Here is a 21,022-nt window from a genome sequence, read left to right as displayed (position 1 = left end):
CGTCAGCTCATTCCGTCTTGAAGCGTGCGGTCGTAGAGGAGGTCCCAGACGCCGTGGCCGAGGCGTTGTCCGCGGGTCTCGAAATGGGTCTGCGGGCGCCAGTCCGGACGCGGCACAGCTCCGCGCTCCCCCGCGCGATTGGCGATGCCGGGCGTGGCATCCAGCACGTCCCACATTCGTTCGGCATAGTCCTGCCAATCGGTGGCGAGGTGCAAGCGGCCGCCCGGCGCGAGCTTGCGCACCAGCAGCGCGGCGAATTCCGGGTTCACCAGCCGCCGCTTGTGGTGGCGCTTCTTGTGCCAGGGATCGGGGAAGTAGATGCGCGCTTCGTCGAGCGATGCGTCGGCGATTTCGTTCTGCAGCACTTCCACCGCGTCGTGGTGGTAGAGGCGCACGTTGCGCGCATCGTCCGCGGCCAGCGCGTTCAACAACCGGCCGACGCCGGGTGCATGCACCTCGATGCCGATGTGATCGCGGTCCGGATCGCGTTGCGCGGAAAAGCGCAGCGCCTCGCCGTTACCGAAGCCGATTTCGAGGATGCGTTTCGCCTTGCGTTCGAACGTGGCGTCGAAATCGCGTGGCTCGCCGGCGTAGTCGATGCCGAAGCGCGGCCACAGTTCGTCGAACGCGCGCTGCTGCGCCTCGGTGAAGCGGCCCTGGCGCAGCACGAAGCTGCGCACCTTGCGCTGGCCTTCGGTGACGGTGAAGGGTTTTGGCGGCGCCTTGCGGCCTTCGCTCGAAAACGGATCGGTCATCTCAACCGATCAATCCGTCGACCGGGCTCGACGCCGACGCGAAACGCTTGCGCGGAATGCGCCCGGCGCGGAACGCTTCGCGCCCGGCCTCGATGGCCTTTCGCATCGCGCTCGCCATCAACACCGGATCCCTGGCGCCGGCGATGGCGGTGTTCATCAGCACCCCGTCGCAGCCGAGTTCCATCGCGATCGCGGCATCCGACGCGGTGCCGACGCCGGCGTCGACGATGATCGGCACCTTCGCGTTCTCGACGATCTCGATCAGGTTGTACCTGTTCTGCACGCCAAGCCCGGAACCGATCGGCGCGGCCAGCGGCATCACCGCCACGCAGCCGATGTCTTCCAGGCGTTTGCACAGGATCGGGTCGTCGCTGGTGTAGACCATCACGTCGAAGCCGTCCTTCACCAGCGTTTCCGCCGCGGCCAACGTGGCGACGACGTCGGGGTACAACGTCTTCTGGTCGCCGAGCACTTCGAGCTTGACGAGCTTGTGGCCATCGAGCAATTCGCGCGCGAGCCGGCAGGTGCGCACCGCGTCGTCGGCGGTGTAGCAACCGGCGGTGTTGGGCAGGATCGTGTATTTGTCCGGCGGCAGCACGTCGAGCAGGTTGGGCTCGCCCGGGTTCTGTCCGATGTTCGTGCGGCGGATGGCGACGGTGACGATCTGCGCGCCGGCGGCCTCGGTGGCGCGGCGGGTTTCGTCCAGGTCCTTGAACTTGCCGGTGCCGGTGAGGAGGCGGGAACGGTAGGGTTTCCCGGCGATGACGAGCGGGTCTGCGGCGGCTTCGATCATCGGCACATGTTACCGCGGGCCAGCGGCGGGGCCGCCCATGTCCGGTTCGCGCGACAGGCTGCGTTGAGCCGGTGGAGTGGGCCTGCTGCGCGCGGTGAACCCCCGAACGCCGCCCAAGGCTGCCCGCTCGCGCGCGGGGCGATTCGCGCGCCAGCCAAAACGCACACCCGGCGCAAGCCGGGGCCGCAAAGCCACGGATCCCGGCCATGCCCGTGTGGCCGGCGATCGCCGGGTTGCCTGTCGCGCGAATCGCACCGTGCATTCCGGGGTGGCGATCCCGCCGTGGGCGGTCGCGAGGGGTTCGTGCGTCGTGCCTCAGCCGCCGCCCAAGGCGTGCACGATTTCGACCCGGTCGGCCGGAAGCAGGACATGTTCGGCACGCCGTCCGCGCGGCACGATCTCGCCGTTCACTTCGATTGCGACCCGGCGTTCCGCCAGTCCCTGCTCGCGCAGCAGGTCATCGAGGGTGGCGCCGTCGCGGGCCTGGCAGGGCTGGCCATTCAGCAGGATTTCCATGCCCGACAGTGTGGCGCGACGCGCGTCGCCGCGACAGCCTTTCGCGACTTGTGGGCATGGCGGCTTCGTGAAACCATCGCGCCATGCGGGGGCGTATCGCCCCCGGAAGCATCCCTGGGAGGGGAAATGAGCAAGCCGTTCCGACCCATGCGCAGCCTGCTGGCCGCCGCGCTCGCGCTGTCCGCAACCACTCCGGCCTTCGCCGGCGACAACATCTTCAGCAACACCTGGTTCTTCGGCGACAGCCTGACCGATTCCGGTTACTTCCGTCCCTACATCATCAGCCAGGCCGGTCCGAACGGCGCGCTGGTCGGGCGCTTCACCACCAATCCCGGACTGGTGTGGTCGGAATACATGGCGAACTATTTCGGCACCAATGCCGATCCCGCGCTCGGCTTCACCGGCACCGGCGTGGTTCCGGAAGGCGGCACCAACTACGCCATCGGCGGCGCGCGCGTCGGTACCGATGCGCTGGGCAACCCCTCGCTGTCGATGAACACGCAGCTGGCGATGTACCTGTCCAGCAACACGGTCGACCCGAACGCGCTGTACACGGTCTGGGGCGGTGCGAACGACATCTTCGCGGTGACCGATCCGACCACCGCACCGACGATCATCGGCCAGGCGGTGACTTCGGAAGTCGGCATCGTGTCCCAGCTCGAAGCGGCGGGCGCGAAGTACGTGATGGTCGCGACGGTGCCCGACATCGGCCTGACGCCGGCCTATGCGGGCGCGAATTCGGCGCTCGGCACGCAGCTCACGACCTCGTACAACGACGCGCTGTTCTCGTCGCTGGCGGCGGCGGGCCTGCGCGTGATCCCGCTCGACACCTTCCACCTGCTGCAGGAAATCGTTTCGAACCCGGGCGCCTACGGCTTCACCAACACCACGACGCCGGCCTGCGGCATGGTGTCCTCGCAGTTGTGCAGCCCGCTGGATTACGTCGCCGCGGACGTGAGCGGCTACGTGTTCGCCGACGGCGTGCACCCGACCACGACCGCGCATGCGGTACTCGCGAGCTACGCGATCTCGATGATCGAAGGCCCGCGCCAGATCGCGGCGCTGCCGGTTTCGGCCGACGCGGTCGGTCGCGCCCGCGCGGAAACCGTCTTCGGCCACGCCACCGGCGTGCAGGGCGACGGCATGCACTGGTGGGGCAACGCGCGCGGCGATTTCCAGCATTCGAGCAGCGAGCAGAACGCGTACGGTGGCGGCGGCCCGGCGGTGACCGGCGGCGTCGACTGGCGTAGCGGCGCGCTCGCCTACGGCGTGTTCGGCGGCATCGGCCGGCAGGGCATCGACTGGGGCCACGACAGCGGCGATTTCGACCAGACCGACGCGACCCTGGGCGGCTTCGTCGGCTGGAACGGCACGAACGGCTGGGTCACCGGCCAACTCAGCTACACCAACCTCGACTTCAAGACCCACCGCGACATCATCCTCGGCACTGCGACGCGCACGCACGACGGTTCCCCGGGCGGCAGCAATATCACCGCGGGCGTGCAGGCCGGCTGGACCTTCGGCGACGGCGCCTTCCGCAACGGACCGGTACTGGGCCTGCTGTCGCAGACGATCAAGGTGGACGGTTTCGCCGAAAGCGATCCGACGCTCTCCACTTCGCTGTCCTATCCCGACCAGAAGTTCGATTCGCTGATCGGCAGCGTCGGCTGGCAGGCGAGCTACGCGATCAACGACCGCGTGCAGCCGTATGCGCGCGTGGCTTGGAACCGCCAGTTCGAGGACGCGCCGGAAGAGGCGTTCGCGCAGTCGCAGACGCTGGGCACGGCCGGCGAGTACGCAGTGCCGGGCCTGTCGCAGGACAAGGACTATGCGACCCTGCTGGTCGGCGCGCGCACCCATCTCGCGGGCTTCGACGCCGACTTCGGCGTGACCGGTACGCTCGGCCAGGACAGCGCCGACAACGCCAGCGCGTTCGTCACCATCGGCCGCGGGTTCTGAACCGAACCAGCGCGGCGCGGACGATCCGCGCCGCGTTGCCAGCGCCGCGCAGCGGTCCTAGACTGCCGCCCCGCGCGGGTGTAGCTCAATGGTAGAGCTGTAGCTTCCCAAGCTACTGACGAGGGTTCGATTCCCTTCACCCGCTCCACATCGCCGCAGGCGGCGGATCTTCGGGTCCGCCGCCTTGCGTTTCCGGGAACGGAGGCGACGCATGATCGAGCTGGGCTGGCGCGAATGGGCGGTGTTGCCGGACTTGGGCCTGCCGCGGATGCGCGCCAAGATCGACACCGGCGCGCGCACCTCGGCGCTGCACGTCGACGCGCATTGGCGGTTCGTCGAGGCCGGCGCGCCCTGGGTCGGATTCCGGGTGAGTTCCGGTCGCAAGCGCATCCGCACGGTCGAGGCGGCGGCGCCGCTGGTCGACGAGCGCGAGGTGGTGGATTCCGGCGGGCATCGCGGCCTGCGTCCGTTCCTGCGTACCACGCTCTGGCTGGCCGGGCAGGCGCGGCCGGTTGAAATCAACCTGACCGATCGCGGGAGCATGCTGTTCCCGTTGCTGGTCGGGCGCAGCGCGTTGGGCGGTGCGTTCACGGTCGATCCGGCACGCTCCTTCCTCCACCCGAGGCCGGTCCGCGCATGAAACTCGCCATCCTCTCGCGCAACGCCAAGCTGTATTCGACCCGGCGCCTGGTCGAGGCCGCGCGCGATCTCGGCCACAGCGTGCGCGTGCTCGACCCGTTGCGCTGCTACATGCGCATCAGCAGCGACGGCTTCGACATGCATTACAAGGGCCGGCCCATCGCCGGCTACGGCGCGGTGATCCCGCGCGTCGGCGCGTCGATCACGCGCTACGGGACCGCGGTGCTGCGCCAGTTCGAACTGATGGGCAGCTACACGCCGAACCCGTCCGACGCGATCGCGCGCGCGCGCGACAAGCTGCGCTGCCACCAGCTGCTCGCGGCGCAGGGCATCGGCTTGCCGGTGACGGTGTTCGGCGACAACCCCGACGACACCGCCGACCTGCTGTCGATGCTCGGGCCGCCGCCGCACGTGATCAAGCTCAACGAAGGCACGCAGGGCACCGGCGTGATGCTGGCGGAAAAGCTGTCGTCCTCGCGCAGCGTGGTCGAAACGCTGCGCGGGCTGTACGCGAATTTCCTCGTGCAGGAATTCGTGGCCGAGGCGCATGGCGCCGACCTGCGCTGCTTCGTCGTCGGCGGCAAGGTGGTCGCGGCGATGCGCCGGCAGGCACCGAAGGGCGATTTCCGTTCCAACCTGCACCGCGGCGGCAGCGCGAAGGCGATCGTGCCTTCGCGCATCGAGCAGGAAGTCGCGGTACGCGCGGCAAGCGTCGTCGGGCTCGGCGTGGCCGGCGTGGACCTGATCCGCTCGAAGCGCGGCCCGCTGGTGCTGGAGATCAATTCCTCACCGGGGCTGGAGGGCATCGAGGCGGCGACCGGCGTCGACATCGCGCGTGCGATCATCGAGCACTCGGCCGCTTCCAGCAGCCCGCGTCCGGCCGCGCGCCGCCGCGGCCGCCGCGCCGCCTGAGCCCTTCGCGGGGCCTTTCGCGGGGCTGTGCCAGAATCCGGCGTTCGAGTGCGGAACCGCGGCCGCTGGCGGCGGTCGAACCCCGGATTCCATGGAGCCACTGAATGCGCATCCTCGTCATCGAAGACAACCAGGACATCGCCGCCAACCTCGGCGATTACCTCGAGGAACGCGGGCATACCGTGGACTTCGCCGCGGACGGCGTGACCGGCCTGCACCTCGCGGTGGTGAACGACTTCGATGCGATCGTGCTCGACCTCAACCTGCCCGGCATGGACGGGCTCGAGGTCTGCCGCAAGTTGCGCAACGACGCGCGCAAGCAGACGCCGGTGCTGATGCTGACCGCGCGCGACACGCTCGAGAACAAGCTCGCCGGCTTCGATTCCGGCGCCGACGACTACCTGATCAAGCCGTTCGCGCTGCAGGAAGTCGAAGTGCGCCTGAACGCGCTGTCGCGGCGCGGCAAGGGGCCGCTGACGCGCGTGCTCGATGTCGCCGACCTCGAATACAACCTCGACACGCTCGAGGTGCGGCGGCAGGGCAAGTTGCTGCAGCTCAACCCGACCGCGCTGAAGATCCTGCAGGCATTGATGGAAGCCTCGCCCGCGGTGGTGACCCGGCAGGACCTCGAGACCCGCGTGTGGGGCGAGGAACTTCCGGATTCGGATTCGCTGCGCGTGCACATCCACGGCCTGCGCGCGGTGGTCGACAAACCGTTCGAAGTGCCGCTGATCCAGACCCGGCACGGCATCGGCTACCGCATCGCCGCGCCCGATGCCAACGCCTGACGGCGCCGCGCCGCGGCGCAAGACGCAGTATCGGCGGCGGCTGCGCACCCGCCTCATCCTCTCGTTCCTGCTGCTCGGCTTCGGCCTGACGCTGATGCTCGCCATCACGACCAACTGGGCGCGCGCGCGCGTCGAGGACCAGCTGGTCGAGGACGTGATGAACAGGAACATCGACGAATACGCACGCCGTTACTACGCCGATCCCGAGAGAAAGCCTGCGGTTCCCGTGGAACAGATCCGCGGCCGCGTGGTGTCGAGGAACAATTTCGAAGCGTTGCGGGTGGAGCAGCCGGACTGGTACGCGTTCTCCGACGGCATCCACAACATGAGCGGCGTCAACGAGGACGGAACCCCGTTCGCCTACAAGCTGGCGGTGCGCAAGACGCCGGATACCTGGTTCTTCCTCGCCTACGACATGAGCCAGTCGATGCTCGGCAAGCGCCAGTTCAACAACGCGCTGATCGGCGTGGTGATCGTGTTCACGGGCCTGTCGCTGCTGATCGGTTGGTGGGCCGCTTCCCGGGTGATGAGCCCGGTGTCGGAACTGGCGCAGCGCCTGCGCGTTTCGGGCGGCAGTTCGCAACCGGACGCGCTGGCGTCGCACTTCCCGGACGACGAAGTCGGCGAGCTGGCGAAGGCGCTGGACGACTATTCCTCGCGCCTGACCGAGGTGGTGAAACGCGACCGCGAGTTCAACGCCGACGTCAGCCACGAACTGCGCACGCCGCTGGCGGTGATCAAGGGCGCGGTGGAACTGTCGCTGTCGCGGTCCGACCTCGACGACAAGACCCGTAGCCGCCTGCAGCGCATCCAGCGCGCCGAGGCCCAGTGCACCGACCTGATCAGCGCGTTGTTGCTGCTCTCGCGCAACGAACGCGGGCCGGGCAGCACCGACGTCGGCAAGGTCGCGGAGCAACTGCTCGATGCGCATCGCGCGCAGCTCGGCGGCAAGCCGCTGGAACTGCGCCTAGAAGGCGGCATCGAACAGCGCGTGGACGCGCCCGAGTCGGCGATCAACGTCGCGCTCGGCAACCTCGTCGGCAACGCGGTGAAATACACGCCTTCGGGCGAAGTGGTGGTGCGGCTGCTGCCCGGCGCGGTGGAAGTGGTGGACAGCGGCCCCGGGCTCAGCGCCGAGGATGCGGCGCGGCTGTTCGAACGCGGTTACCGCGGCACGCACGCCGAGCATTCGCAAGGCGGCGGCATCGGCCTGTCGATCGTGCGCCGCCTGTGCGAACTCTACGGCTGGAGCGTGCAGGTGCGGCCCGGCGACGTGCGCGGCGTGGTCGCGACGTTGCGGTTTTCGCCGATGTAGGAGCGGCTTAAGCCGCGACAGCAGGAAAAGCAATCGCGGCCGGAGGCCGCTCCCACAAAGCGGCACGGGTGAGGTCGCTTGCGCGTTTCGGCGATAATGCGCCGTCGAAGTTTTCCGAGGATTCCCGCATGAATGCCCCCACCGCCGCCCCGCTGGCCTGGCGCGTGACGCCATCCGACCACGCCCGCAGCGCCGAGCAGCGCGCGGCGATCCTCGGCGGCGAACTCGGCTTCGGCAATATCTTCACCGACCACATGGTCGCGATCGAGTGGGACAAGGCACGCGGCTGGCACGATGCGCAGGTGCGCGGCTACGGCCCGTTGTCGCTGGATCCGGCCGCGGCGGTGCTGCATTACGGCCAGGAAATCTTCGAAGGCATCAAGGCCTATCGCCACGCCGACGGTTCCATCTGGACTTTCCGTCCGCATGCCAATGCCCGGCGCATGCAGCATTCCGCCGCGCGGCTGGCGTTGCCGCAGTTGCCGGAGTCCGAGTTCGTCGAATCGCTGCGCCAGCTGATCGCCATCGACCACGACTGGGTGCCGTGGGCGCCGGAAACCAGCCTGTACTTCCGCCCGTTCATGATCGCCACCGAAGCCTTCCTCGGCGTGCGCGCGGCGAACACGGTTTCCTACCTCGTCATCGCCAGCCCGGCCGGCGCCTATTTCTCGAAAGGCGTCGCACCGGTGTCGATCTGGCTGTCGCAGCACTACGCGCGCGCGGCTAGGGGTGGAACCGGTGCGGCCAAGTGCGGCGGCAACTACGCCGCCTCGCTGCTGCCACAGCAGGAAGCCAGGGCGCAGGGCTGCTCGCAGGTGCTGTTCCTCGATCCGGTCGAGGAAAAATACCTGGAGGAGCTCGGCGGCATGAACGTGTTCCTCGTCTACAAGGATGGCCGCATCGTCACCCCGGAACTGTCGGGCAGCATCCTCGAGGGCGTCACCCGCTCCAGCATCCTGCAACTGGCCCGCGATCGCGGCCTGCGGGTGGAGGAGCGCAAGGTCTCCATCGACGAATGGAGGGATGGCGTGGCATCGGGCGACATCGCCGAAGCCTTCGCCTGCGGTACCGCCGCGGTGGTCACGCCCATCGGCGAATTGAAGGGCGAAGGCTTTTCGATCGGCGACATCAACGCCCCGGCAGGCGAGGTCACGATGGCGATCCGCAAGGAATTGACCGACATCCAGTACGGCCGCGTTCCCGACCGCCATGGTTGGTTGGTCAAACTTCGTTAGGCAGCAGAAACATGATCAATCGCCAAGAACATCCAATGGGCTGGTCGTTTCTGCTCTACGAGTTATCGGACGCGCAAGAACATCTTGGAACCTTGCTGAAAGAAATCATCGAAAACCCGGAATACGGGGAAGAGGAGCTGCGCATTGATCTCGGACACGTCTTCGCCCATCTGAACCGCGCTTGGTACCGCAGAAACGTACCGCACGATTTCCCAGAATCGGATTGGGACAAAGCCTCCGCTTTCCCTTCAGACATAGAACCTCTTGCCTGACTATTCGTTCAAACCGATTCCGCTTCGTTGGCGGGGATGGCTTGATTCTGGCGATAGCATCTAGAGTCGCACCCACCAGCAATCCATGTATTTGCGCAGGCCGAGCACGGTGCGCGATGGCGCGGCGGATGTACCGATGGTCTGCTCCAGCCGCAACCCGACCGGCGCGCGGCGCACCGCGTCCTGCGGGTAGTACTCGCCATCCACAAGCGTGCCGTCCTCGTCGGGCACACGCGGCATCACCGGCAACACGTCGACCAGCGGCCGCTGCGCGATCGCATCGAGCCGGTCCATCACCCTGAAGGCGCTGGAACTCGACATGCCGTTCCAGTCGTACACGCCGGCGAGGCGGTTGACGTCGCGGTTGTCGATCGCCGACGTCAGTTCATAGACCAGGTCCTGCAGCGTGCGCGAACAACTGCTGCGGTACAACCGCGATGCGCCCGCCAGTCCCGCCACCGACTGAGGCCGGCGGTCGATGGCGCCGATGGCGCTGCAGGATTTGTCGGTGTAAATGCTTTCGCCGTTCGGCGCAGTGCAGCGATGCACTTCGGCATGCGCTCTCGTCGCCGGGATCGCGGTCGACAACGCCACAGCGCAGGCGGGCAATAGCAGGCCGGTCAGGAACGCGGGGCGGGGGGAACGCATCGCGCCAGCCTAGCCCTTGCCACGCGGGGGCGGAAGTCCGTCAGGCCGGGTCCGTGCCGAGGCGGCGCAACACCGCCAGCGTCGGCCTGGCCAGGTTCAACGTGTAGAAGTGCAGGCCCGGCGCGCCGCCCGCGACCAGGCGTTCGCACATGCGCGCGATGAAGTCCGAGGCGAATTCGCGGATCGCGTCCGCGTCGTCGCCGTAGGCGCGCATGCGCTGGCCGATCCAGCGCGGGATTTCCGCGCCGCAGGCTTCGGAGAATCGCCGCAGCTGGCTGAAGTTCGAGATCGGCATGATGCCCGGCACGATCGGCACCTCGATGCCCAGCGCGCGCGCATCGTCGACGAAGCGGAAATAGGCGTCGGTGTTGTAGAAGTATTGCGTGATCGCGCCATCCGCGCCGGCGTCGACCTTGGCCTTGAAGTTGCGCAGGTCGACCAGCGCATCGCCGGCCTGCGGGTGCGTTTCCGGATAGGCCGCGACTTCGATGTGGAAATGGCGGCCGTGTTCGGCGCGGATCAGTTCCACCAGCTCGCTGGCGTAGCGCAGGTCGCCGCTGCGGACCATGCCCGAAGGCGTGTCGCCGCGCAGCGCGACCACGCGGTCGCAGCCCAGTGCGCGGTAGAGCTTGAGCAGGGCGCGGATTTCCTCGCGGTTGCCGCCGACGCAGGTGATGTGCGGCACGCCGGCGACGCGATGCTCGCTGCGCAGGCGCTGCACGGTTTCCGGCGTGTGGCTCAGCGTCGAACCGCCGGCGCCGAAGGTGACCGACATGAACTGCGGCGCATGCGCTTTCAGCTTCTCGACCGTGCGGTCGAGCTGCTCGCGCTGCTCATCGGTCTTGGGCGGGTAGAACTCGAAGGAAATCGGGACGCGTGCTGCCATGCGGAACTCCGTTCGATGCCGTGATCCCTGATGTCGTCACCCCGGCGCAAGCCGGGGCCCAGCCTTTGCTCTTGTCGTTGCCTGGAGGGAAACGACAAAAGCTGGGTTCCGGCTTGCGCCGGAATGACGAGCAGAATCAATAGCGGTAATGATCCGGCTTGTACGGGCCTTCCACTGCCACGCCGAGGTAATCGGCCTGGTCCTGGGTGAGCGTGGTCAGCTTCACGCCGATCTTGTCCAGGTGCAGGCGCGCAACTTCCTCGTCGAGCTTCTTCGGCAGGATGTAGACCTTCGGCTCGTACGCGTCCTTGTTCGCCCACAGGTCGATCTGGGCGAGGGTCTGGTTCGAGAACGAGTTCGACATCACGAAGCTCGGGTGGCCGGTGGCGCAGCCGAGGTTGACGAGGCGGCCTTCGGCGAGCAGGAAGATCGAGTTGCCCGGCGTTCCATCAGCGTGCTTGAACGTGTACTTGTCCACCTGCGGCTTGATGTTGAGCCGGGTCGCGCCCGAGGCGTTCAGCGCATCGACCTGGATCTCGTTGTCGAAGTGGCCGATGTTGCAGACGATGGCCTGGTCCTTCATCTTCGACATGTGCTCGAGCGTGAGCACGTCCTTGTTGCCGGTCGTCGTCACGTAGATGTCGCCGCGGCCCAGGGTCGATTCGACGGTGTTGACCTCGAAGCCTTCCATCGCCGCCTGCAGGGCGTTGATCGGGTCGATCTCGGTGACCACGACGCGTGCGCCGTAGGCGCGCAGCGAATGCGCCGAACCCTTGCCGACGTCGCCGTAGCCGCATACGACCGCGACCTTGCCGGCGAGCATCACGTCCATCGCGCGCTTGAGGCCGTCGGCCAGCGATTCGCGGCAGCCGTAGAGGTTGTCGAACTTCGACTTGGTCACCGAATCGTTGACGTTGATCGCGGGGATCAGCAGCTTGCCGGCTTCGGCGAGCTGGTACAGGCGATGCACGCCGGTGGTGGTTTCCTCGGACACGCCCTTCCAGTCGGCGACGACCTTGTGCCAGTAACCCGGACGCTCCTTCGCCACGCGCTTGAGCAGGTCCTTGATCACCTGCTCTTCATGGTTGCCGGAGGCGGTGTTCACCCAGTCGGAACCGTTTTCGAGCTCGTAGCCCTTGTGGATCAGCAGGGTGACGTCGCCGCCGTCGTCCACGACCAGCTGCGGGCCGAGGAAGCCGCCCTTGCCGTCGGGGAAGGACAGCGCGGACAGGGTGCAGTCCCAGTATTCCTCCAGCGATTCGCCCTTCCACGCGAACACCGGCGTGCCGGCGGCGGCGATTGCGGCGGCGGCATGGTCCTGCGTGCTGAAGATGTTGCACGAGGCCCAGCGCACGTCGGCGCCGATGTCCTTCAGCGTCTCGATCAGCACCGCGGTCTGGATGGTCATGTGCAGCGAGCCGGTGACGCGCACGCCCTGGAGCGGCGTGGTCGCGGCGTGCTTCTTGCGGATCGACATCAGGCCCGGCATCTCGTGCTCGGCGATGTCGAGTTCCTTGCGGCCCCAGTCGGCCAGCTGGATGTCGGCGACCTTGTAGTCGCCTTCGGTCGAAAAGGTCTTCACTTGCGCGTTCATGTTGTTGCTCCGTTGTCGGAATCGCGTTTCCTGCGATTCGCAGTCACGGGCGCCGTTGCATCGTTTCGCTTCCATCGAGCCTGATCGCGCCCGGGGATCCGGTTGCGCGAGTGCAGCGCCCCTCGATGGAGCTGGACGCGCGGCATTGCGCCGCGCGCCCGATTTCGTGTCGCTTACTTCAGCTTCGCGGCCTTGCGCAGCGCGTCGGCCTTGTCGGTCTTTTCCCACGAGAACGCGGTGGCGGTGCGCTTCTTGCCCTTGGCGTCGGTGTAGGTCACCTGGAAGGGCTTGCGGCCGAAATGGCCGTAGGCCGCGGTCAGGCGGTAGATCGGGTGCAGCAGGTCCAGCATCTTGGTGATGCCGTACGGGCGCAGGTCGAAGTGTTCGCGGATCAGCTTCTCGATCTTGTCGTCGCCGATCTTGCCGGTGCCGAAGGTCGTCACCGAAATCGAAGTCGGTTCGGCCACGCCGATGGCGTAGCTCACCTGCACCTCGCACTTGTCGGCCAGGCCGGCGGCGACGATGTTCTTGGCGACGTAGCGCGCGGCGTAGGCGGCGGAACGATCGACCTTGGACGGATCCTTGCCCGAGAACGCGCCGCCGCCGTGGCGGGCCATGCCGCCGTAGGTATCGACGATGATCTTGCGGCCGGTCAGGCCGGCGTCGCCCACCGGGCCGCCGATCACGAAGTTGCCGGTCGGGTTGATGTGGATCTTGTTCTTCGGCAGCGCCTTCAGCCACGCCTTCGGCAGCACCGGCTCGAGGATGTGCTTCATCACCCCGTCGACGATGTCCTTCTGCTTCATGCCAGGATCGTGCTGGGTCGAAAGCACGACGGCATCGAGGCCGACGATCTTGCCGTCCTGGTAGCGCAGCGTGACCTGGCTCTTGGCGTCCGGGCGCAACCACTTCAGCTTGCCGGACTTGCGCACCTTGGCCTGCTGTTCGACCAGGCGGTGCGAGTAGTAGATCGCGGCCGGCATGTATTCCGGCGCTTCGTTGCAGGCGTAGCCGAACATCAGGCCCTGGTCGCCGGCGCCCTGTTCCTCGGGCTTCGTCCTGTCGACGCCCTGGTTGATGTCGGGGGACTGCTTGCCGATCATGTTGACGATCGCGCAGGTATGGCCATCGAAGCCGACGTTGGAATTGTCGTAGCCGATGTCGTTGATGACGCCGCGCGCCAGCGATTCGATGTCCACCCACGCCGTGGTGGTGATTTCGCCGGCGACGATGGCGGCGCCGGTCTTCACCAGCGTTTCGCAGGCCACGCGCGCCTTCGGATCCTGGGCGAGGATCGCGTCCAGCACCGCGTCGGAAATCTGGTCGGCCATCTTGTCCGGATGGCCCTCGGAGACCGATTCGGAGGTGAACAGGTAGCTGGAGCTGGTCATCGGAGCTTATATCCCTTAATGCGGATGAAAGGATGGCCGGGCATGATACAGGCCCGGACCCGGCTTTGCACGGTACCGGGACGGCCATTGTGCGCCGGTTGGGTTTCGGCCGGACGGGTGGCCGGTGCCAGCGGCTAGCATCGGCGCATGGATTCCATCACCCACCTGTTCTTCGGCGGCGCCATCGCCGCGGCCATCGCCCCGAAGCAACACCGCCGCGCCGCACTGCTCGCGGGCATGGCGCTGAACACGCTGCCCGACCTCGACGTCTTCCCGCTCGCGCTCTTCGACGACCCGGTCGTGCGCATGACCTGGCACCGCAGCGCGACGCATTCGTGGCTGGTGCTGCCGTTCGTGGCATGGGCGATCTGGTGGTTCTTCAAGCGTCGCGGCGGGCGCGTCGCGCAGTCGCCGGTGCGCTGGTGGTGGGCGATCTTCGCCTGCCTGATGGCGCATCCGCTGCTGGACAGCTTCACCGTCTACGGCACGCAGCTGCTGTGGCCGCTGCCGATGCGGCCGATCATGTGGTCGAGCCTGTTCATCGTCGATCCGCTGTTCACCCTGCCGTGGTTCGTCGCCTTCGCGGTCGCCTGGTTCGCGCGCGAGAAACCGCTGGCGCAACGCGCGCTGGTCGCCGGCATCGTGCTCGGCGTCGGCTATGTCGGCTGGTCGCTGCTGGCGAAATCCATGGTCGAACGCGAAGCCGACCGCGCGCTGGCTTCGATCGGCCTCGCCGATGCGCCGCGGTTCTCGGTGCCGGCGCCGCTGACGACGCTGCGCTGGCGGGTGGTGGCGATGACGCCGGAGGGTTTCGTCGAAGGCGAACGCTCGCTGGTGGCGGACCGCGGACCGATGCGCTTCCATGCGCATCGCTCCGATATCGCCGCGCTCGATGCCGTACGCGGCCTGCCGACGGTCGAACGCATCCTGTGGTTCGATCACGGTTTCGCCAAGGCCACGGTGCGCGACGGCGTGCTGGTGCTCAGCGACCTGCGCATGGGCAGCGAGCCGGATTACAGCTTCAACTTCGCCGTGGCGCGCGATGACAACGGACGCTGGGTCGCGCTCGATCCGCCGCGGCAACCGAAGTTCGAATGGAAGATGCGGCGCGGCTGGGGCGACCTGTGGAACCGGATCTGGCGCCAGCCGCCCGCGGGCATCTGATCAGAACGCGATCGCGCGCGCCTGCACGAAGGCGTAGAAGAACACCGCGTTCGGATCGTTGCGCACCTGCTGCATCTCGCGGCGCATGCCGTCGACGACCTCGCGCGTGACCTTGCCCGCGTCGATCAGCTGGTCCGCGGCCGAGAGCAGCAATTCCTCCCAGTATTCGACGATGGCCTTGCGCCTGGCCGGCTCGCGGTTGTCGAAGTGGAAGGTCTTGACCTGCGTCGTCACGTCGCGGAAACCGCCGGCCAGCAGCAGGTTGCCGAGCTTGGCGCCGACGAAGGGATCGCCGCCGCTTTCGAGCTGGAAATCGTTGAACGCCATCCAGTAGCGCCAGGTGTGCGGCGAATACGGATCGAGCAGGAACGAGGAATTCATCACCTCGGTGATGTACACCGGCGAGCCGGGCGCGAGCACGCGCCGTACTTCGTTGAGCACCCGCGTCGGCGAGGGCACGTGTTCGAGGATCCAGCACAGGAACGCGGCGTCGAAATTGCGCGCCTCGAACGGCAGGTCGGTGGCGTCGGCGTGGCGCAGTTCGTAGCGCCCGTCGAGCCACGGGCGCGCACCGAGGTTCTCGCGCGCGGCCTCAAGTTGCGCCTGGTTGAGGTCGACGCAAGTCGCGTGCAGGTCCGGGAAGCGCCGCAGCAGGATCTCGGTCTGCGCACCGACGCCGCTGCCGACTTCGAGCAGGCGCTTCGCGCCGGACAGGTCGATGTCGTGGAACACGGTGGATTCGGCCATGCGCGCCTGGCGCACGAGGCGTTCCTGTTCGCTGCGCGAGAAACCGTGGAGGTAGGGCTGCGAGGACATGGCGGCGGGCCGGGGACGGGGCCGCACATTGTCCTCGCTCCGGGGCGGACGGCGAAACCGCCCGGGCCGCGCGCATTTCCGGAAAACCGCGCCGGAACAAGGGTTTGTGATCCCACTGTCAGGGATCTGTCATCGCCGGGCCGGCATACGCGCGGGTATTGGCAGGGTTCTGTGAAGCGGCATCGTTGCGCCGCGCTGACACTGGCCGCAGGAAGCTGGAAGCAGGACGCCGGGAAGGCGGGATCCGATGGTGGCGAGGTCGCCGCCATTGCCATTCCGGGAGTGCGGGCCGCAACGGGGCGGTACGTGGAATTCGGATTCGTGTGCCACGCAACGCGTCGCGTGATGCGGCGCAACAACCAATCGGTGTCCGGGCTACGTTCCGGACACGCCCATCCAGACGGAGAAACGCAATGAAGGTTCGTCCCCTCGCACTCGCACTCATCGCTACCATCGCGGCCGCGCCGCTGGCCGCACTGGCGGCATGGCCGACCAACGGCACCTCGGCCGTGGTGGTTTCCGCGGCGCCGGGCGACCAGGTCCTGCCCGAAATCGCGACGCTGCCCGATGGCGGCTATTACGTCGCATGGCTGGATGGCGGCGCAGGCTTCGGGAACGGCTTCGACGTGCGCCTGCAGCGCTACGACCGCAACGGCAACGCACTCTGGGCCGCTGGCGGCATCCTGGTCGCGGATCGCGACCTGAGCTACGAGACCCATTACGACCTCGACCGCGATGCGAACGGCAATGCCGTGCTCGCCTATCGCTTCCGCGATGCGAACGGCATCCTCCAGCTCGCGGCGGCGAAGATCGCGCCCGATGGCACCCAGGCTTGGGGTTCGGGCGTGATCGTCAGCGCCGCGACCAGCGACGTGCAGACCGCCGACGTGGCCGCTACCGGCGATGGCGGCACGGTCGTCGCCTGGCTCGACAACAGCGGCAAGGAAGTGCTGCAGAAGCTCGATGCCAACGGCCAGGCCATGTGGGGCGCAGGGGTGAACATCACCGCGCCCACCGGCGCTTTCGCCTTCCCGGCCGACCTGCAGGGTTCGGGCGACGGCGTGATCGCCAGTTTCGTGATCCAGGGTCGCAGCACCGGCAACCAGCTGTGGGCGCAGAAATACGATGCCGCCGGCCAGCCGCTGTGGTCGCCGAGCTACGTCAAGCTGTGGGATTCCACCACGACCGGCAACATCCCGCAGGGCTACTTCCCCGAATTCGTCGAGGACGGCGCCGGCGGCGCGGTGTTCTGTTGGCAATACGGCTTCGGTGCGTCCGGTTCCGACATCCGCGCCCAGCATGTACTCGCCGACGGTTCGGAGCGGTACGCGCACAACGGCGTGGCCTTGTCGACCGACGCCAGCCAGTACCGCAAGCAGGTGGACTGCAGCTACGACGGCAAGACCGGCGACATCTACGCGCTCTGGCGCGAGATGGGCACCGTATCGGCCGATTATAGCGGCGTTTATGCCCAGCGCGTGGACATGGATGGCAACCGGGCCTGGGGCGAAACCGGAGAGGTGCTGGTGCCGATCGACATCAATGCGTATTCCTCGCTGATCGCCATGCCGGCGCGCAACGGCTTCATCGCGCAGTGGGCGACCGATTCGGCCACGCTCGACAATGAGCCCCTGCAGGCGGCGGCGATCAAGAGCGACGGACAGCCTGCCTGGCGCCGCCCGATCGTGCAATACAAGCGCTTCGACGGATGGGTCACACGCGTAGCTGCCGCGCCGACCCGCGTGGGCGGAGCGGTGTTCGTCTGGGAAAACAACCCCCTGGGCATCAGCGGCGAAGCCGACCTGATGATGCAGAAGGTGGGTGCCTTCGGTGGCGTCGGCAGTCCCGGCAACTGATCCCGCCGGTTCGGCTGTCCGCGCGCGCCCCCGGAAACGGGGGCGCGTTTTTTTGCGCGAACGCGAGGGTTAGTACACCACTGGCGAATCCGGATTCCGCTCGCCCGCGAGCCGGCGCACGCGGGTTTCGGCTTCCGCCTGCAGCGCGCGGTCGCCGAGCGCCCGATACAGCGCCAGCGAGGCGCGCGCGACGCGATAGTCGCGGTCGACGTAAGGCGTGAGGCTGCCCATCACGCCGCTGGCGCGATCCAGCTCGCCGCGCCCGACCAAGTAGGCCACCCATGCGGAACCGGCACGTGCATCGTCGGCCGGCGCGGGCGTTCGCGCAGCCGCCTTCGCCGCGGCATCGAAGCTACGCGCAGCAGTCACCTGGTCGCCGGTGGCGGCCGCGAGCAGTGCGCCGGCCAGGTCGATTGCATCGTGGTTCCCGCCATCGCCGTTGCCGGCGCGCGACTGCAGCCATTGCCGCGCCAGCGCGGGATCCTTGCCGTCGATGGCCGCCTGCACGGCCAGCAACAGCGTGCCGGGATCGTTGACCGCGGCATCCTGCAGCAGCAGGTCCTGCGCGAGCTTGTGCGCATCCTGCAAACGTCCGCGTTCGAGCAGCAACTGCAGGCGCAGCGCGGGCGATGCGTCCTGGCCTTGTCGCAGCAAGCCCTCTGCATCCTGCAGGCGTCCGTTGCCGAGCAATGCCCCGGTGCGGGTCGCGGCCATGAACGCGCGCAGCTGCGGGTTTTCCAGCTTGCTGCCCAATTCCATCGCGCGTTGGCTGTCGCCAAGCGCCGCGGTCGGTTGCAGCAACTGCAGTTCGGCATCGGATTTCGCCAGCAGCATCACCACCAGGCTGTCGCGGACGTCGAAGCGTTCGAAGGTGGCGATGGCCAGGTCGAATTCCTGTATCGCCTGCGCGGCGTCGCCATTGCGCGCCTTCAAGGTGCCGATGTTGCCGCCCACCGAAGCGGCTTCGACTTCGTCGCCGGAGCGCTGCATGGCGATGCGCGCGCGCCCCAGGTCGGCGATGCCATCGTCGATGCGCCCCAGCTCGACCCGGGCAACACCGCGGCCGTTGTAGGCGTTGCCGACCAGCGCCGGATCGGGCGCCGCATCGGCATGGGCTTCCAGTGCCTGCACCGCTTCGTCGTAGCGTCGTTCGGAAGCGGCATTGTCCTGCCTGCGCAGCGCGACCGCGCCCAGGCCCATCAGCGCCTGGCTGCGCACTTCCACCGGCAACGTCGTCGCCGCATCCACGATGCGGTCGAACAGGATTTGCGCGGCACCGAGGCGACCGAGGCGGAATTCGAGTTGACCCTCGCGCACCTGCAATTGCGGATCCGCGCGTTGTCGCGCGGGAGCCGCATCGATCAGGTTGCGGGCGGCGTCCGTCTGCCCGGCGAGGAGTTCGGCATCCACCTGTTGCAGGCGTTGGGTCAGCGCGGTTGGCGCGGGTGCGGCCGGGCCGTCGTGCCCGAGCCGGTGCAGCAGCGACCCGGTGGCCGCCGCCGCCGCTTCCAGCGGCGTGCCGCCACGGGCCTCGATGTCGTAGCTGTCGCCGGGAGCGGAAACGCGGATGCGTACTTTCCAGCCTTGCGGCACCGTGCTCGCGACCGGTTGCAACACCCAGCGCGCACGGGTGACCGCATGCAGATGGTCGATCGCTTCCGGGGCGATCGCGTGTTCCGCATCGACCAGGACCAGGGTGCGTTCGCTGGGCAGTACGGTCAGCCGGCCGTTGCGCCGCAACAGGCTGGCGATGTAATCCATCGCACCGAGCCGGATCCATGCGTGTTCGGCGCCACCGGATTCGACCACGACCGGCAGCACCACGGCGAGGTCGGCGACGCCCGTGGATGGCGGCGGCTTGCGTGAATGCCGCCACAGGCCGACAGCCAGCAACGCGACGATGATCGACGCGATCGCGATCGCCGCGATGCCCCATCGCCAACGGCGCGCGCGCGGCTTGGTGGAGACGGGTTGGTCGGAACGCGCATCGGAGGCATCGGCGGGGCGTTCGACGCCTTCGCTCGCTGCCGGCGTTGCGGGATCGTCGCCGTCGTCGACGGCGGCCTCCTGCACACCCGGATCCCGTGCATCCGCTTCGACTTCCTGCGGCAGGCTTTCCACGGGCGCGACCCATTGGTAGCCGAAGCGCGTCACCGTGCGCACCGCGGATTGTTCCGTGCCGGTGTCGCCGATGGCGCGGCGCGCGCGCAGCAAGGTCTGCGACACCACCGCGTCGCTGGCGTCGACGCGGCCCCAGACCGCGGAGATCAGTTCGTCGCGGCCGATCGCGCGTTCGCGGTTCTCGATCAGGTAGACGAGGCAGTCGAACGACTTCGGCGGCAGCGCGACGTGCTCTCCCCGGTGGCGCAATTCGCGCGACGCGGGATCCAGTGTGTAGTCGCCGAAACGGTAGACGTTGCGCCCCATGGGCCGAAGACTAGCGCGAATGCCGCTAAGCGCGCTTGGCGCGGTTCACGCCGCGGCCGGCAATCCCGGCGCGACGCCCGCGGCCAGCGCATCGAAATAATCCCGCGTCAGCCGCACCTGCGTCGCGGCGTCCTGCGCCTGGTTCACGACCGCGCGGAACGCATGGTTCTCCGGCCGATCCTTCGCGTACCAGCCCAGGTGCTTGCGCGCGATGCGCACCCCGGAGCTTTCGCCGTAGAACGCGTGCAGGTGTTCGAGGTGCGCGAGCAGGATGTCGCGGATTTCGACGAGCGACGGTTCCGGCAAGATTTCGCCGGTGGCGAGGAAGTGCGCGATTTCGCGGAAGATCCACGGCCGGCCCTGCGCCGCGCGGCCGACCATCACCGCATCGCAGCCGGTCGCGTCGAGGACTCGCTTCGCTTTCTGCGGCGAATCGACGTCGCCGTTGGCGATCACCGGAATGCGCAGCATGGCCTTGATCGCGGCGATGGTGTCGTACTCGGCGACGCCGGTGTATTGCTGGTCGCGGGTACGGCCGTGCACGGCGAGCGCAGCGATGCCGGCATCTTCGGCGATGCGGGCGATCTCCGGCGCGTTCCTGTTCTCAGCGTTCCAGCCGGTGCGGATCTTCAGCGTCACCGGCACGTCGACGGCCTTCACCACCGCCGCGAGGATGCGCGCGACCAACGCCGGGTTGCGCATCAATGCCGAACCGGCCCAGGCGTTGCAGACTTTCTTCGCCGGGCAGCCGAGGTTGATGTCGATCAGCTGCGCGCCATGCTCGACGTTATGACGCGCGGCCTCGGCCATGATGTCGGGAACGGTGCCTGCGATCTGCACGCTGACCGGATCGGGTTCGCCGGCGTGGTCCATGCGGTGCAGGGATTTCGCGGTGTTCCAGAAACGCGGATCGCTGGTCGTCATCTCCGACACCGCCAGCCCCGCGCCCAGCCGCTTGCACAGCAGGCGGAAAGGCTTGTCCGTCACGCCGGCCATGGGCGCGAGGATGACCTTGGGTTCGATGACGTAGGGGCCGATCTGCACGCGGATATTGTA

19 protein-coding genes, 1 tRNA gene and 2 riboswitches are annotated in these 21,022 nt (G+C 67.7%); of the genes, 10 read left to right on the top strand and 10 right to left on the bottom strand.

Going from position 1 to position 21,022, the window contains the following annotated elements; all coding sequences use genetic code 11:
* Positions 1–2: 2 nt before the first annotated feature.
* The 3 genes from trmB to thiS all read right to left on the bottom strand — a co-directional run bounded on the left by trmB (position 3) and on the right by thiS (position 2,064).
* Complete coding sequence (trmB, locus tag FNZ56_RS06885) at positions 3–755, bottom strand: tRNA (guanosine(46)-N7)-methyltransferase TrmB (protein WP_143879129.1); 753 nt, start codon at positions 753–755, stop codon at positions 3–5.
* 1 nt (position 756) lies between these two features.
* Positions 757–1,548: a thiazole synthase gene (locus FNZ56_RS06880; RefSeq protein WP_143879128.1), complete on the bottom strand. Its 792-nt coding sequence runs from the start codon at positions 1,546–1,548 to the stop codon at positions 757–759.
* A gap of 150 nt (positions 1,549–1,698) precedes the next feature.
* A riboswitch (cyclic di-GMP riboswitch) is annotated at positions 1,699–1,789 on the top strand.
* Between the two features lie 74 nt (positions 1,790–1,863).
* Positions 1,864–2,064: a sulfur carrier protein ThiS gene (gene thiS / locus FNZ56_RS06875; protein WP_143879127.1), complete on the bottom strand. Its 201-nt coding sequence runs from the start codon at positions 2,062–2,064 to the stop codon at positions 1,864–1,866.
* Between the two features lie 126 nt (positions 2,065–2,190).
* Between thiS and FNZ56_RS06870 the strand changes: the two genes are divergently transcribed.
* The 8 genes from FNZ56_RS06870 to FNZ56_RS06835 all read left to right on the top strand — a co-directional run bounded on the left by FNZ56_RS06870 (position 2,191) and on the right by FNZ56_RS06835 (position 9,184).
* Positions 2,191–4,023: an autotransporter domain-containing protein gene (locus FNZ56_RS06870; RefSeq protein WP_143879126.1), complete on the top strand. Its 1,833-nt coding sequence runs from the start codon at positions 2,191–2,193 to the stop codon at positions 4,021–4,023.
* 74 nt (positions 4,024–4,097) lie between these two features.
* Positions 4,098–4,171: transfer RNA gene (locus FNZ56_RS06865), tRNA-Gly, on the top strand.
* 63 nt (positions 4,172–4,234) lie between these two features.
* Entirely contained in the window at positions 4,235–4,663 is a 429-nt protein-coding gene (locus FNZ56_RS06860) for an ATP-dependent zinc protease family protein (RefSeq protein WP_143879125.1), read from the top strand.
* Positions 4,660–5,574, top strand: coding sequence for a 30S ribosomal protein S6--L-glutamate ligase (gene rimK, locus FNZ56_RS06855; protein WP_143879124.1), 915 nt, complete (start codon positions 4,660–4,662; stop codon positions 5,572–5,574). Before FNZ56_RS06860 ends, rimK begins: the two co-directional genes overlap by 4 nt.
* A 104-nt stretch (positions 5,575–5,678) precedes the next feature.
* Positions 5,679–6,362, top strand: coding sequence for a response regulator transcription factor (locus FNZ56_RS06850; protein ID WP_143879123.1), 684 nt, complete (start codon positions 5,679–5,681; stop codon positions 6,360–6,362).
* A complete protein-coding gene (locus tag FNZ56_RS06845; RefSeq protein WP_143879122.1) occupies positions 6,349–7,677 on the top strand; it encodes a sensor histidine kinase in 1,329 nt (442 codons plus the stop codon). The genes FNZ56_RS06850 and FNZ56_RS06845 overlap by 14 nt, the downstream gene beginning before the upstream one ends.
* A 128-nt stretch (positions 7,678–7,805) precedes the next feature.
* Positions 7,806–8,912, top strand: a complete 1,107-nt coding sequence (locus tag FNZ56_RS06840; protein WP_143879121.1) for a branched-chain amino acid aminotransferase — start codon at positions 7,806–7,808, stop codon at positions 8,910–8,912.
* An 11-nt stretch (positions 8,913–8,923) separates the two neighbouring features.
* Positions 8,924–9,184, top strand: coding sequence for a hypothetical protein (locus FNZ56_RS06835; protein WP_143879120.1), 261 nt, complete (start codon positions 8,924–8,926; stop codon positions 9,182–9,184).
* A gap of 60 nt (positions 9,185–9,244) precedes the next feature.
* Here the strand turns inward: FNZ56_RS06835 and FNZ56_RS06830 are convergent, their stop codons facing one another.
* The 4 genes from FNZ56_RS06830 to metK all read right to left on the bottom strand — a co-directional run bounded on the left by FNZ56_RS06830 (position 9,245) and on the right by metK (position 13,703).
* Positions 9,245–9,832, bottom strand: coding sequence for a hypothetical protein (locus FNZ56_RS06830; protein ID WP_143879119.1), 588 nt, complete (start codon positions 9,830–9,832; stop codon positions 9,245–9,247).
* Positions 9,833–9,872: 40 nt separating this feature from the next.
* Positions 9,873–10,718, bottom strand: a complete 846-nt coding sequence (gene metF, locus FNZ56_RS06825; protein ID WP_143879118.1) for a methylenetetrahydrofolate reductase [NAD(P)H] — start codon at positions 10,716–10,718, stop codon at positions 9,873–9,875.
* 136 nt (positions 10,719–10,854) lie between these two features.
* Complete coding sequence (ahcY, locus tag FNZ56_RS06820; protein WP_143879117.1) at positions 10,855–12,312, bottom strand: adenosylhomocysteinase; 1,458 nt, start codon at positions 12,310–12,312, stop codon at positions 10,855–10,857.
* A gap of 40 nt (positions 12,313–12,352) precedes the next feature.
* Positions 12,353–12,442, bottom strand: a riboswitch (S-adenosyl-L-homocysteine riboswitch).
* Between the two features lie 43 nt (positions 12,443–12,485).
* Complete coding sequence (gene metK / locus FNZ56_RS06815; protein ID WP_143879116.1) at positions 12,486–13,703, bottom strand: methionine adenosyltransferase; 1,218 nt, start codon at positions 13,701–13,703, stop codon at positions 12,486–12,488.
* 147 nt (positions 13,704–13,850) lie between these two features.
* Between metK and FNZ56_RS06810 the strand changes: the two genes are divergently transcribed.
* Positions 13,851–14,867 carry a metal-dependent hydrolase gene (locus FNZ56_RS06810; RefSeq protein WP_143879115.1) on the top strand — a complete coding sequence of 339 codons (1,017 nt, stop codon included), beginning with the start codon at positions 13,851–13,853 and terminating at the stop codon, positions 14,865–14,867.
* Here the strand turns inward: FNZ56_RS06810 and FNZ56_RS06805 are convergent, their stop codons facing one another.
* On the bottom strand, positions 14,868–15,683 hold the full coding sequence (locus tag FNZ56_RS06805) for a class I SAM-dependent methyltransferase (protein ID WP_143879114.1): 816 nt from the start codon (positions 15,681–15,683) through the stop codon (positions 14,868–14,870).
* A 413-nt stretch (positions 15,684–16,096) separates the two neighbouring features.
* Here FNZ56_RS06805 and FNZ56_RS06800 point away from each other — a divergent pair, with 413 nt between their 5' ends.
* Positions 16,097–17,539: a hypothetical protein gene (locus tag FNZ56_RS06800; RefSeq protein WP_143879113.1), complete on the top strand. Its 1,443-nt coding sequence runs from the start codon at positions 16,097–16,099 to the stop codon at positions 17,537–17,539.
* 69 nt (positions 17,540–17,608) lie between these two features.
* Here the strand turns inward: FNZ56_RS06800 and FNZ56_RS06795 are convergent, their stop codons facing one another.
* Both FNZ56_RS06795 and dusB read right to left on the bottom strand, forming a co-directional pair.
* Positions 17,609–19,966, bottom strand: coding sequence for a winged helix-turn-helix domain-containing protein (locus FNZ56_RS06795; protein ID WP_143879112.1), 2,358 nt, complete (start codon positions 19,964–19,966; stop codon positions 17,609–17,611).
* A 45-nt stretch (positions 19,967–20,011) separates the two neighbouring features.
* Positions 20,012–21,010: a tRNA dihydrouridine synthase DusB gene (gene dusB / locus FNZ56_RS06790; protein ID WP_143879111.1), complete on the bottom strand. Its 999-nt coding sequence runs from the start codon at positions 21,008–21,010 to the stop codon at positions 20,012–20,014.
* Positions 21,011–21,022: the final 12 nt, after the last annotated feature.

It is taken from the genome of Lysobacter lycopersici (assembly GCF_007556775.1).
Lineage (GTDB): Bacteria > Pseudomonadota > Gammaproteobacteria > Xanthomonadales > Xanthomonadaceae > Pseudoluteimonas > Pseudoluteimonas lycopersici.
The sequence above is the reverse complement of the archived record's forward strand: the minus strand, read 5'-3'. Positions and strand labels throughout refer to the sequence as shown.